Genomic DNA, 14,010 nt, shown 5'->3' with positions numbered 1-14,010 from the left:
TCTATTAAGTTAGAACAGTCTGTATATGCTGTACGTCCACTAGCCGTATAAAAAATATCATACGGATGATTTTTATCGATATTCTTATTATACACAAAAACAACCAGTGTTTTCCAAAACTATCTGTGAACAATTTCTAAACGAAAATAGAAAGGTAGTTATAAAAATAAAAACTTATGAATAAATAAAAATGTTTAAAAATATAGAATAAAGTGTTGGATTTTTTAAATATTCATTTGATTTTATTTTTATACGGTATTATAATGATAAATAATTCAAATAGATACGTGGAAAAAGGAGTTTTAAAATGAAAGAATACAAGGTAGGAATTGTTGGAGCAACAGGGTATGGAGGAGTAGAACTGATTCGTTTGTTAGCGAATCACCCACATTTTCATGTTTATGCAGTTTATTCATCATCTCAGGATGGGACAGAACTAGCAGAAGTTTATCCTCACCTTTCTAATACTGTATATACACTGCAAGATATAAACCCTAAGAATATGGCTGAAGAATTAGATTTAGTGTTTACAGCAACTCCGTCCGGTGTTTCTAGCAAACTTGTACCTCAATTAATAGAAGAAGGAATAAAAGTGGTAGATCTATCTGGAGATTTTAGATTAAAAACAGAAGCGCTTTATGAAAAATGGTACAAAAAGCCTGCTGCAGCCGGAGCGTTTTTACAACAGTCTGTGTATGGATTATCAGAATGGTTTGCAGATGAAGTCGAAAGCAGTACATTCGTTGCGAACCCGGGTTGTTATCCAACAGCTACACTGCTTGGGCTAGCTCCCCTTGTTAGTAAACGAATGGTGAAATCAAACTCTATTATCATTGATGCAAAGTCCGGAATCTCAGGAGCAGGACGCGGTCTTTCGCAAATGGCTCATTATGCTGAAATCAATGAAAATATGAAAATATACAAAGTTAACCAACATCAGCATATCCCAGAAATCGAATCTATTTTAGAAAAGTGGGATGAGGAAATTGGCCACGTTACGTTCAGTACGCACTTAGTTCCAATGACGCGAGGGATTATGAGTACAATATACGCTGAACTTTCTGAAGAAAGCTCAGTACAAGAACTTCATCAGCTATATGTAGATACATATCAAAACTCCCCGTTCGTTCGCGTTCGAAAAGCTGGTGAATTTCCGTCTACTAAAGAAGTAAGTGCATCAAATTATTGCGATATCGGTGTTGCATTTGACGAACGAACAAAGCGTGTCACGATTGTTTCTGTCATTGATAACTTAGTTAAAGGGGCAGCCGGTCAGGCCATTCAAAATGCCAATATCATGATGGGATTTGAACAGCAAGCGGGTATCGGGCTACTGCCTGTCTTCCCATAAAGACACAGCATCACTAATCACGATAAAAGCAGGAGGGAACGTATAGTGATTACGGTTAAACAAACGAAAGAAAAGATAAAGAAAATAGAGAACGGTACAATTGTAACGCCGCTAGGTTTTTCAGCAGATGGCGTTCACGCTGGTTTACGTTATGCTAAAAAAGATTTAGGAATTATTGTAAGCGACGTGCCAGCTAATTGCGCAGCTGTTTACACGCTTAATGCCTTTCAAGCAGCGCCTTTAGCTGTTACAAAAGAAAGTGTAGCGGTCGAGCAGAAGCTGCAAGCGATCGTTGTGAACAGCGCATGTGCAAATGCATGTACTGGAGAACAAGGATTAAAAGATGCATACCAAATGCGAAATACATGTGCAGAAAAGCTTAATATCCTACCTCATCATGTAGCGGTAGCTTCTACAGGCGTAATTGGAGAGCTTCTAGATATGGGAAAAATTGTTAAAGGTATTGGGTTATTAAGTCCTTCGTCGAACAAAGAAAAAGCAGAAGAATTTCAAACGGCTATTTTAACAACAGATACAGTGATGAAGTCAGCTTGCTATGAAACAAAAATTGATGGCAAAGTAGTTACCATTGGCGGCACAGCGAAAGGATCAGGCATGATTCACCCAAATATGGCTACGATGCTTAGCTTTATCACAACGGATGCTAAGGTTGAAGCTTCAGTGCTACAAGATGCGCTAGGTTCTATTACAAATAAAAGCTTTAATCAAATTACAGTGGATGGTGATACGTCAACCAACGATATGGTTGTTGTTTTAGCAAATGGAAAAGCTGGTCACCAGTCGCTTACACCAGATCATCCTGAATGGAATTCGTTTTATGAAGCACTGCGCTTGACGTGTGAAGATTTAGCCAAACAAATTGCACGCGACGGTGAAGGAGCAACAAAACTAATTGAAGTAAACGTATCTGGTGCTCATACAAACGAAGAAGCAAATGTGATTGCTAAACAAATTGTGGGCTCGAACCTAGTGAAAACGGCCATGTATGGAGCCGATGCTAATTGGGGACGAATTATTTGTTCAGTTGGGTACAGCGGAGTAGCGCTTAATCCAGAAACAGTGAATGTTTCGTTAGGCAATATCCAGATGTTAGAAAACAGTCAGCCTGTTTCATTTAGTGAAGAAGAAGCAAAGGCTTATCTAGAAAATGATACGGTCGAAGTCTATGTTGACTTGCAGCAGGGAAATGGAATTGGCAAGGCGTGGGGCTGCGATTTGACTTACGATTATGTCAAAATCAACGCCAGTTATCGAACGTAAGGAGAGAGTGAAATGAGCAGTGAAAAAATCGTCGTTGTAAAATGCGGAGGCAGCATTGTCAATCAGTTAACAAGCGCTTTTTTTGAAAGTATTCAGCAGTTAAAAGCGAGTGGATATCAAATCATTGTTGTGCACGGAGGCGGGCCTGATATTCAAGATACGCTTACCAAACTTCACATTGAAACGGAATTTGTAGATGGGCTTCGAAAAACGTCCAAAGAAGCATTAGAAGTTGTGACGATGGTATTAGCAGGCAAGGTTAATAAGCAGCTTGTAAAAGAACTACAAAAAGCGAACTTAAAAGCGGTAGGACTATCAGGAATTGATGGATTATTGCTTAAAGCAGAGGCTATCGATGTTGAACGTCTAGGTTACGTTGGAGAAGTAAAAGGCGTAAATGATACATTATTAAAACAACTAACTGACAGTCAGTATATTCCAGTTATTTCTTCCATTGGAGCCGATGAAGAAGGCAATAGCTATAATATTAATGCTGACGTGGTAGCCGGAGCCGTTGCACAAGCAGTAAATGCTGAAAAGCTGATGTTTGTAACGGATGTAAAAGGTGTGTTAAAGGATGGAGCATTGCTTCCTGAGCTTACAAAGTCAGAGATTGATGCACTTATTGAAGAAAAAGTAATTTACGGCGGAATGATTCCGAAAGTAACATCAGCGGTAAATGCGTTATCTCCTTTGCTTGAAGAAGTTCATATTATTAGCGGAACTGATGGATTTTTAGATAAGGAAGGAAAGCTGATTGGTACAGCAATTAAATATAGTGGAAAAGGTGGAGAAGATAGCGATGAGTTCATTGTTTCCAACATATCAACGGTTTGATATCCATGTGGAAGAGGCGCAAGGAACAAAATTAATAGATAACAAAGGAAATGAGTATTTAGATTTTATTTCAGGTATCGCTGTTTGTAACGTAGGTCATCGTCATCCTGATGTTCAAAAAGCGGTCGAAGAGCAGTTAAATAAAGTGTGGCACGTGTCAAATTTATTTCATCAATCGATTCAAGAAGACGTAGCAGGTAAGCTTGTGGAACACTCAAACGGTGATGCAGTATTTTTCTGTAACAGCGGTGCAGAAGCCAACGAAGCGGCGATTAAATTAGCGCGCAAGTACACGCAAAAACACAAAATTATTACGTTTACAAAATCATTTCATGGACGTACATTTGCTACAATGACAGCTACAGGGCAGGCAAAAATTCATGATGGCTTCGGTCCTCTTGTTAATGAGTTTGTTTACGTGCCATACAATGATGAAGAAGCATTAAAACAGGAAATGGACGATAGCGTAGCAGCAATTATGGTTGAAGTCATTCAAGGAGAAGGCGGAGTGGTTCCAGGAACCGAAGCATTTTTATTAACCATTCAAGAGCTGTGTAAAAAGCACGAAGCACTGTTTATAGTCGATGAAGTGCAAACTGGAATCGGCAGAACAGGAAAACCGTTCGCTTATCAGTATTTTAACGTGTCACCAGACATTATTACAGCAGCCAAAGGGTTAGGAAGCGGAATGCCGGTTGGTGCGATGATTGGAAAAGGCTATCTCAAAGATGCATTTGGACCTGGTACTCACGGAACAACCTTTGGAGGAAACCCAATTGCACTAGCTTCAGCCAAAGCAACCTTAAACATTATTTTTAATGAAGCATTTTTGGCAGAGGTTACAGAAAAAAGCCTTTATTTTACCAATGCTTTGAAAAATAGCATAGCAGATTATTCATTTGTAACCGATGTTCGTGGAAAAGGTTTTATGATTGGAATTGAATGCGGAGAACATCAGTCAGCATTGCTTGCAGCTATGCGTGAAAAAGGATTGCTAGCACTGGGAGCAGGACCGCACGTAGTACGATTGCTGCCGCCTTTAACTGTAACAAAAGAAGAGTTGGACCAAGCGATTCATATCATTGAAGAAGCGTTTAGCCAAACAAAAATTACTTCATAATACAAATTTTTTTGAATATGTTTGTATAAAAATTCTGTTTTATAAATAATTATTCGAAGAGGGATGCACAATGAACGGATATTTACACTTAGCAAACGGCGATTCGTTCGCCGGACACATTGAACATACAGCAACGCACCAGGCAGAAGGAGAAATTGTTTTCTTTACTGGAATGACTGGTTATCAAGAAGTTGTGACTGATCCATCTTACAAAGATCAAATTATCGTCTTTACGTACCCTTTGATTGGGAACTATGGTATCAATGAAAAAGATTATGAAAGCAAAAAGCCTCATGTAGCAGGCGTTGTCGTATACGAATGTTCAGATGAAGGGTTCCATTACGAAGCGATGTACAGCTTTAAACAATATTTAAAGAAATGGAACATTCCGCTTATTACACATGTGGATACGAGAGCGGTCGTAAAACGAATTCGAAAAGAAGGTACGATGCAATCTGCCTTTTCGACATCTGCTGAGCCGCCAGCATTTACTGCTGAATGCGATGGATATGTAGTAAAAGAAGTATCAACAAAAGAGCCTGTTACTTACGGAAACGGTGAAAAACACGTTGTATTAATGGACTTTGGTTATAAAAAATCAATTTTACAAGAGCTGTTAAATCGAGAGTGCAAAGTAACAGTTGTTCCTTATTCTACAAGTTCTTCAAAAGTAAAAGAACTGCAGCCGGATGGCATTGTCTTATCAAACGGACCTGGAGATCCAACTCAAGTGAGCAGTCAGCTGGATGAATTAAAAGAAATTATTTCATCTTATCCAACTTTGGGAATTTGCTTTGGACATCAGTTAATTGGGCTTGCTTTTGGGGCACAAACCAAAAAGCTGGCGTTCGGTCACCGAGGAGCTAATCAGCCTGTAATTGATTTAACGAATAACAAAGTGTGTATGACGTCTCAAAACCATAGCTATGTCGTAGACGAACAGACGATTACGTCTACGCCATTAAACGTTCGATTTAAAAATGTGAATGACGGATCGGTTGAAGGTTTAATGCATAAAGACCTTCCTGTTATGTCGGTTCAATACCATCCAGAAGCACATCCTGGACCAAGTGACAGCACGTATATCTTTGATGAATTTATGACGAAAGTACAGCAAGTAGGGAGCGGAAAAGTATATGCCTAAAGACCAAACGTTAAAAAAGATTTTAGTAATCGGATCAGGACCAATCGTAATCGGGCAAGCAGCAGAATTTGATTATTCAGGAACTCAGGCATGCTTGTCATTAAAAGAAGAAGGTTATGAAGTTATCTTAATCAATAATAATCCAGCTACAATTATGACGGACACTCACGTAGCAGATCGAATCTATTTTGAACCATTAACAGTAGACTGCGTGGAGAAAATTATTGCAAAAGAAAAGCCGGATGGTTTGTTAGCCACATTAGGCGGACAGACGGGTTTAAACTTAGCCCTTGAGCTTCATGAACAAAACATTTTGCCGAAATACGATGTGAAACTTTTAGGAACACCGATTGAATCAATCAAAAAAGGTGAAAGCCGTGAAGAGTTCCGTGCATTGATGAATGAACTGAATGAACCGGTGCCGGAAAGTGAAGTTGTCACAAAAGTAGAAGAAGCGTTAGCTTTTGCCGAGAAAATTGGTTTTCCTGTTATTGTACGTCCTGCTTATACGTTAGGCGGAACGGGCGGAGGAATTGCTCATTCTATGGAAGAGCTTGAAAAGCTTTCAGCGTCAGGTTTGCGTGAAAGTGCTATTACTCAATGCTTAATTGAAAAAAGCATCGCTGGATTTAAAGAGGTTGAGTACGAGGTTATGCGTGACGTGAACAATACGTGCATCACAATTTGTAATATGGAAAACATCGATCCCGTAGGCGTCCATACTGGAGATTCGGTAGTCGTTGCTCCTTCTCAAACGTTAACAGACGTGGAATATCAAATGCTTCGCTCTGCTTCAGTTAAAATTATTTCATCGCTTGGCATTATTGGGGGCTGCAACATCCAGTTTGCGCTTGATCCAAAAAGCAAGCAGTATTATCTAATTGAAGTAAATCCGCGTGTGAGCCGTTCGTCTGCTCTTGCATCAAAAGCAACGGGCTATCCGATTGCCAAAATTGCTGCAAAGCTATCGGTAGGCTACACGCTTCATGAGTTATTAAATCCTGTCACAGGAGACACGTATGCAAGCTTTGAACCTGCTCTTGACTACGTAGTAGTCAAATTTCCAAGATGGCCGTTTGACAAGTTTTTCTACGCTGAAAGAACGCTTGGTACGCAAATGAAAGCAACTGGAGAAGTAATGGCTATTGACCGTAACTTTACACGTAGCTTCCAAAAAGCATTGTCTTCTTTAGAAATTGACTTACAAGGATTAGAAGTAGAAGAACTGCAAGAACTTTCAACGGATGAATTAAAAAGCAAGCTTAGCGAACAAAGCGATGAACGTATTTTTGTTATCTTAGAGCTTTTACGCCGTGGCACAACGCCTGAGTATATCCATGAAGTAACGCAAATTGATTATTTCTATTTAACACACTTTGCACAGCTGATTAAAATGGAAGCCTCTTTAAAGGAAGTGCGTTTTGATTCGATTACAGCTGAACACTTCAAGCAAGTGAAAGAGCATGGATTTACAGATGCGTATCTAGCAAACGTATGGAATGTGCCTGAGCTTGACGTAAGAGCGAAGCGTAAAGCACTACATATTACGCCGAGTTATAAAATGGTGGATACATGTGCAGCGGAGTTTGAATCTTCAACGGCTTATTTCTATTCCAGTTATTACGGGGAGAGCGAAATTGAACCATCAACGAATAAAAAAGTTGCGATTATCGGTTCTGGACCAATTCGTATCGGGCAAGGAGTAGAGTTCGACTACAGCTCTGTACATGGTGTGCTAGCTCTTGAAAAAGAAGGATACGAAACGATTTTAATTAACAATAATCCAGAAACGGTAAGTACGGATTTTGAAGTAGCAGATCGCTTATATTTTGAACCTGTAACAGTAGAAGACGTATTAAATGTTCTTGATGCTGAAAATGTGAAGGATGTAATTGTTCAATACGGAGGTCAAACAGCTATTTCGCTTGTTAAAGGGCTAGAAGAAGCTGGCGTCAATTTACTAGGGATTACAAATGATGTCATTGATGCACTTGAAGATCGTGACTTGTTTTACAAGCTTTTAGATGAGTGTGATATCCCTCATATCCCAGGTGAAATGGCGAAAGATGAGCAAGAGCTTGTCCAAAAAGCAAAAGATATGGGATTCCCATTACTTATTCGTCCTTCTTACGTAATTGGCGGAAAAGGGATGCTGACAATTCAAAACGAAACAGAGCTTCAGGCTTGTTTACCGGCTATTAAAGCGTCTCATTTCCCAATGCTTATTGATGCTTACTTCCCTGGAAAAGAAGCAGAAGTTGATGTGGTAGCAGACGGAAAAGATGTGTTGATTCCGACAATCGTTGAACATATTGAAAAAGCCGGGGTTCATTCAGGAGACAGCTATGCGCTTTTACCAGCCAAAACAGTAGACGCAGCACATAAAGAAAAAATGGTGAGCTACGCTCAAAAAATTGTAAACAAACTCCAATATAGAGGGATTATGAATATCCAATATGTTATTTACAACGATGAAGTCTACATGCTGGAAGTTAATCCGCGTGCCAGCCGTACAGTGCCTGTAGTAAGCAAAGTATGCAACACGCCGCTTGTTTCGCTATCAACTCAAATATTGCTTGGGAAATCATTGTCGGAAATTAGTGAAAAGCTAGGTTTATTGCCGGATCCGGCTTACACAACTATCAAGTTTCCAGTGTTTTCGACAAGTAAATTATCAGGAGTTGATCCACTTGTTGGACCGGAAATGAAGTCAACTGGTGAAGGAATTGCGATTTCTTCAACGATTGAAGAAGCAGCAAAAAAAGTATTCCATCAGTATGTGTTAAGTAAAAACGGTGCTGCGGAAGTATATATCAACGGAGAAGCGCAAGGTCTTGAAGCACTTGTGCAAAGCGCGGGCTTAACTCTTGTTAAAGATAAAGAAGTTAGTGAATGGGTGAAAACGAAAGAAGCTTTATTATACGTAAGCTTACAGCCTGAAGATAAAGAAAGCCGTATGTCAGCATTAAAACACGGTTTGATGGTCATGACGGAGGCAGAAACGGCATCGCTATTTTTCCAATCGTTCCAAGTCGATGAATATCAGGTTTCATCACTACAAGAATGGTTTCAAAAAACTAAAAAGGAAGTGACAGTATCATGAGTACAGTATCGGTAAATACCAATTTAAAAGGAAAAGATTTGCTTACGCTTAAAGATTTATCATCAGACGATATTATGTCACTTTTGGAAAGCGCCATTGAGCTGAAACAAAAGCATAAAAATGGTGAAATCGTAACATCGTTAAAAGGAAAAACGCTGGGGCTCATTTTTGAAAAATCTTCAACAAGAACAAGAGTTTCATTTGAAGCGGGAATGATGCAGCTTGGAGGAAACGCCCTCTTTTTAAGCAGCCAAGATTTACAGATTGGACGCGGAGAAACGATTGCTGATACAGCACGCGTACTATCTGAATTCATCGATGCTATAATGATTCGTACGTTTGAACACAGCAAGATCGAAGAGCTTGCAGATTACGCATCCATTCCCGTTATTAATGGTTTGACAGATGATTATCATCCTTGTCAGGCTCTAGCTGATTTATTAACGATTTACGAGCACAAGAAATCATTTGAAGGGCTAAAAGTAGCTTATGTTGGAGACGGAAATAATGTAGCGCATTCGTTAATGATTGCATGTGCAAAAATGGGGATAGATATTTCAATTGGATGCCCTGATGGTTATGAGCCAAAAGACTTTGTAACAGCTTATGTTAATGAAATAGCTGCTACAACAGGTGCGAAGGTTACGATTACAAAAGATCCTGTAGAGGCTGTGAAAAATGCCGATGCTATTTATGCAGACGTATGGACAAGTATGGGACAGGAAGAAGAAGCACAGCAGCGCTTGAAAATATTTGCTCCTTATCAAGTAAATGAAGAACTAGCTGCCTATGCTAAGTCAGACTATTTATTTCTGCACTGTTTGCCTGCGCATCGTGAAGAAGAAGTAACAGCAAGCATTATTGACGGACCAAATTCTGTTGTCTTTCAGCAGGCTGGAAATCGTATGCATGTACAAAAAGCTTTGCTACAAGCCATTTTAGCTTAAGAGAAAAACCCTTTCTGAGAATATCAGAAGGGGTTTTTTGTTTAAAGGGAATTAATTGAGGGAACACCCATTGTATACTAAACAGAACGAAAGGTGATTTATGATGAAAGTATTAGTTGTTGGAGCAAACGGAACAACGGGAAAACAAGTGGTAGAAAAAGTTGCAAACAGCAAGCAGCACGAAGCTTATGCGATGATTCGCGACGAAAAGCAAGCAGACGCGTTAAAGAAGCTAGGTGCCAATGTTGTGCTTGCTGACTTGGAGCAAGATGTTTCAGATGCTTTAAGAGGTATGGACGCTGTCATATTTGCAGCAGGTTCTGGAGGACATACCGGAGACAAAAAGACAATCGCTGTAGATCAAAACGGTGCTAAAAATATCATTGATGAAGCAAAAAATCAAGGTGTAAAGCGCTTTGTTATGTTAAGTTCAATGGGAACAGACGCACCTGAGCAAGGACCAGAAGGCTTACAGCTTTACCTGCGTGCTAAAGCGATAGCGGATGAATACCTAAAGCAGTCTAATCTACAGTATACAATTGTACGACCAGGAACTTTATCGAATGATCAAGCTACTGGGAAAATTGATATCAATAATGATATTGAAGATAAATCTCAGACGATTCCCCGAGCAGATGTAGCAACCGTGCTTGTAGAATGCCTAAACGAAGAAGCTACGATAGGAAAAACGTTTGAAATGCTAGCTGGAGAAACTGAAATCGAAAAAGCTATTAAATTTACTCATTAATATAAAAGAGCGGATCTAAAGGTCTGCTCTTTTTCTCTTCCTAATATGAAAACATCTCCATTATGAAACAGAAATCTTAAGGGAATAGTATAGGAGAACATTTCATTTCAGGAATGAGGAGGCAGGACAATGGGACAAAATCGTCATTTTACACCGGGTCAAAAAGCTCCTAATAACGGAGTGTATATTGAAATTGGTGAAACAGGAAGCAACGTAAATAATCCTCAAAAGGTTAAATTAAAAGCAGGAGAGCGTTTTCCAGAGACGGCCAACGATGATCGCCACTGGACGTACATGCGCAAGCCTTAAATAGTAAAAAATAAAGAAGCCATTCTAAATTGAATGGCTTTACTTGTTTTCCTATTGCTGGGTATAATGAAATAAAGGTCAATAAAGGTCAAATGTATCGAAGGAGGATGTTCAATGGATATAAATAAAATGACCCAAAAATTGCAAGAAGGCGTGATGGAAGCACAGTCCGAAGCTATTAAACGAAATCAGCAGGAAGTGGATATTGCTCATTTGCTTTATACGCTCATTCATCAGCAAGATGGTATTGCTCCTCGCATATTAGATCATTTACATATAGATCATCAATCTTTTCAGCAGCAGGTAAATCAAGTGCTTGCGAAAAAACCAGCCGTTACAGGAAGTGGTGCTGAAGCAGGGAAGGTTTATATTACGAATAAACTTCAGCAGCTGTTTGTTAAAGCTCAAGAAGAAGCATCTCGTTTGCAAGATGATTATGTTTCAGTTGAGCACATCTTTTTAGCATTAGCACAGGAACCGTCTTCTAGTGAATATGGCAAGTTATTTTCAAGTCACGGTATAACAAAAAAAGCTCTGCAAGATGTGCTTACCAGCCTTCGAGGAAATCAGCGAATTACAAGTCAAAATCCCGAAGTCACATATGAAGCGTTAGCTAAATATGGAAGAGACTTAGTAGCAGAGGTACGAGCAGGGAACATTGATCCAGTCATTGGACGAGACGGAGAAATTCGCCGCGTTATTCGCATTTTATCGCGAAAAACAAAAAACAATCCAGTTTTGATCGGAGAACCTGGCGTTGGTAAAACAGCGATTGTTGAAGGTCTAGCACAGCGTATTGTTCGCCGAGATGTACCTGAAGGATTAAAAGATAAAACCATCTTTTCATTAGATATGGGAGCTTTAGTAGCAGGAGCGAAATTCAGGGGAGAATTTGAAGAGCGTTTAAAAGCTGTTCTTCAAGAAGTTAAGAAAAGCAACGGTCAAATTCTTTTATTCATTGACGAGCTTCATACAATCGTTGGAGCAGGCCGTACGGATGGAGCGATGGATGCAGGGAATATTTTAAAACCAATGCTTGCTAGAGGAGAACTTCACTGTATAGGAGCTACAACTCTTGATGAGTACCGTCAGTATATTGAAAAAGATCCAGCGCTTGAAAGACGCTTTCAACAGGTGCTGGTTGAAGAACCTTCAGTAGAAGATACAATCTCTATTTTGCGTGGTTTAAAAGAACGATTTGAAATTCATCACGGCGTGAATATTCACGACCGAGCGATTGTTTCAGCAGCGGTTATGTCTGATCGTTATATCTCAGATCGCTTTTTACCTGATAAAGCAATTGATTTAATTGATGAAGCATGCGCAACCATTCGAACAGAAATAGATTCGATGCCATCAGAATTAGATGAAGTAACACGACGTGTCATGCAGCTTGAAATTGAAGAAGCGGCATTAAGTAAAGAAACAGATCAAGCAAGCATCACAAGGTTAGAGGCAATTCGAAAAGAAGTCTCTGATTTAAAAGAACGTGCAGATACAATGAAGCTGCAGTGGGAAAAAGAAAAGCAGTCGATTCAAACGGTGCAAGATGTCCGGGAGCAGCTTGAGAAAGCGAAGCGAGACCTAGAAGAAGCTGAAGGGAAATATGATTTAAATAAAGCAGCTGAACTTCGCCACGGACGCATTCCAGCTCTTGAAAAAGAACTAAAACAGCTGGAAGAAACAGCTGCTGAAAAAGCACAAGAAAACCGTTTGTTAAGAGAAGAAGTAACAGAAGAAGAAATTGCTGAAATTGTAGGAAGATGGACGGGAATTCCAGTATCAAAACTAGTTGAAGGGGAAAGAGAAAAGCTGTTGAAGCTTGAGTCAATTTTACAGCAGCGTGTAATTGGACAAGACGAAGCCGTATCCTTAGTGACGGATGCTGTGATTCGTGCACGGGCAGGCATTAAAGACCCGAACCGTCCGATTGGATCATTTATTTTCCTAGGACCTACCGGAGTAGGAAAAACGGAGCTAGCCAAAACGTTGGCACATTCTTTATTTGACAGTGAAGAACAAATGGTTCGTATTGATATGTCTGAGTACATGGAAAAGCATGCGGTCTCTAGGCTTATAGGAGCGCCTCCTGGCTATGTAGGATACGAAGAAGGCGGCCAGCTAACGGAAGCGGTGAGACGCAAGCCTTATTCAGTCGTTTTGTTGGATGAAATTGAAAAAGCCCATCCCGAAGTATTTAATGTGCTCCTTCAAATACTAGATGATGGAAGAGCAACAGATTCAAAAGGAAAAGTCATTGATTTTAAAAATACAGTCATTATTATGACGTCGAATATCGGTTCTCAATTTTTATTAGACGGTTTAACAAGTGAAGGCGAGATTACTGAAAAAGCCAGAGAGCAAGTGATGGCTCAATTAAGACAGCATTTTCGTCCAGAATTCTTAAATCGAGTAGACGACACGATTTTATTCAAACCGCTAACTGTTCATGAAGTAAAAGGGATTATTGATAAGCTATTGCTTCAGCTTGAAAAGCGTTTATCCGATCGTCATATTTCGTTAACGTTAGCAGAAGAAGCAAAAAATTATATTGCAGCCTCCGGGTTTGATCCGGTATACGGAGCTCGCCCTTTAAAAAGGTTTATTCAAAAATATATTGAAACAAAAATTGCCAGAGAATTAATTGCAGGGAAAATTGAAGATTATAGTCAAGTGACAGTTGATGTAAAAGATGATGAGTTTGTTGTCAGCGTATAAGTTTTCTAAAAAGGCCATTCATGATAAATTGAATGGTCTTTTTTTGCTATTAAAAGCAGCTCTCTTTTTTAAAAAAATAAAAAGAAATAAAAGAAAAATACATGAGAGCTAAGGGTAAAAACTTATTCAGTTTTAGGTTGTAGAATATATCTAATTCATTTATGATAATACAAAATGGGCAAAGGAGCATGAATGAGCACATGAAGGACCGTATAGAGCTTATATATGACGAAGCATACGATTTTATAGATCAGGCATTAACTAAAATAAGAGCGCTGGATAAAAATGATCTTCAAGCTGAAAATGAAGAAGTGCAGGAAAAGGCAGAACGGACAGAGTTTGCACTTCAAGCTGCACGAGATATTTTAGAAAATATGATTATCCCGGGTAAAAAATTGACTTTTATTTACGAAAAAGGTTCTGTGGTAGTAGAAATTCCCGATAAAAAATAA

11 protein-coding genes are annotated in these 14,010 nt (G+C 39.3%); all 11 read left to right on the top strand.

Annotated features, from left to right (window positions below):
• The first annotated feature begins 307 nt into the window (after positions 1-307).
• The 11 genes from argC to AC4NPH_RS11620 all read left to right on the top strand — a co-directional run bounded on the left by argC (position 308) and on the right by AC4NPH_RS11620 (position 14,010).
• Positions 308-1,351, top strand: coding sequence for an N-acetyl-gamma-glutamyl-phosphate reductase (gene argC / locus AC4NPH_RS11670; RefSeq protein WP_097826863.1), 1,044 nt, complete (start codon positions 308-310; stop codon positions 1,349-1,351).
• A 48-nt stretch (positions 1,352-1,399) separates the two neighbouring features.
• Positions 1,400-2,632 carry a bifunctional ornithine acetyltransferase/N-acetylglutamate synthase gene (gene argJ, locus AC4NPH_RS11665; protein ID WP_371388540.1) on the top strand — a complete coding sequence of 411 codons (1,233 nt, stop codon included), beginning with the start codon at positions 1,400-1,402 and terminating at the stop codon, positions 2,630-2,632.
• A gap of 12 nt (positions 2,633-2,644) precedes the next feature.
• Complete coding sequence (gene argB / locus AC4NPH_RS11660; protein WP_053486825.1) at positions 2,645-3,469, top strand: acetylglutamate kinase; 825 nt, start codon at positions 2,645-2,647, stop codon at positions 3,467-3,469.
• Positions 3,435-4,589, top strand: coding sequence for an acetylornithine transaminase (argD, locus tag AC4NPH_RS11655; RefSeq protein ID WP_491938720.1), 1,155 nt, complete (start codon positions 3,435-3,437; stop codon positions 4,587-4,589). The genes argB and argD overlap by 35 nt, the downstream gene beginning before the upstream one ends.
• A gap of 70 nt (positions 4,590-4,659) precedes the next feature.
• Positions 4,660-5,733: a carbamoyl phosphate synthase small subunit gene (locus AC4NPH_RS11650; RefSeq protein ID WP_013055390.1), complete on the top strand. Its 1,074-nt coding sequence runs from the start codon at positions 4,660-4,662 to the stop codon at positions 5,731-5,733.
• Entirely contained in the window at positions 5,726-8,836 is a 3,111-nt protein-coding gene (gene carB, locus AC4NPH_RS11645; protein ID WP_013055391.1) for a carbamoyl-phosphate synthase (glutamine-hydrolyzing) large subunit, read from the top strand. The genes AC4NPH_RS11650 and carB overlap by 8 nt, the downstream gene beginning before the upstream one ends.
• On the top strand, positions 8,833-9,783 hold the full coding sequence (gene argF / locus AC4NPH_RS11640; protein ID WP_013055392.1) for an ornithine carbamoyltransferase: 951 nt from the start codon (positions 8,833-8,835) through the stop codon (positions 9,781-9,783). Before carB ends, argF begins: the two co-directional genes overlap by 4 nt.
• Positions 9,784-9,886: 103 nt before the next feature.
• Positions 9,887-10,531: an SDR family oxidoreductase gene (locus tag AC4NPH_RS11635; protein WP_013055393.1), complete on the top strand. Its 645-nt coding sequence runs from the start codon at positions 9,887-9,889 to the stop codon at positions 10,529-10,531.
• A 129-nt stretch (positions 10,532-10,660) separates the two neighbouring features.
• A complete protein-coding gene (locus tag AC4NPH_RS11630; protein WP_013055394.1) occupies positions 10,661-10,840 on the top strand; it encodes a YjzC family protein in 180 nt (59 codons plus the stop codon).
• A 114-nt stretch (positions 10,841-10,954) separates the two neighbouring features.
• The gene (clpB, locus tag AC4NPH_RS11625) at positions 10,955-13,558 is read left to right on the top strand and encodes an ATP-dependent chaperone ClpB (RefSeq protein ID WP_061859562.1); all 2,604 of its coding nucleotides are present in this window, start codon (positions 10,955-10,957) and stop codon (positions 13,556-13,558) included.
• A gap of 200 nt (positions 13,559-13,758) precedes the next feature.
• Positions 13,759-14,010, top strand: a complete 252-nt coding sequence (locus AC4NPH_RS11620) for a hypothetical protein (RefSeq protein ID WP_014461601.1) — start codon at positions 13,759-13,761, stop codon at positions 14,008-14,010.

The organism is Priestia sp. MDV22-iso46 (assembly GCF_058629175.1).
The sequence above is the reverse complement of the archived record's forward strand: the minus strand, read 5'-3'. Positions and strand labels throughout refer to the sequence as shown.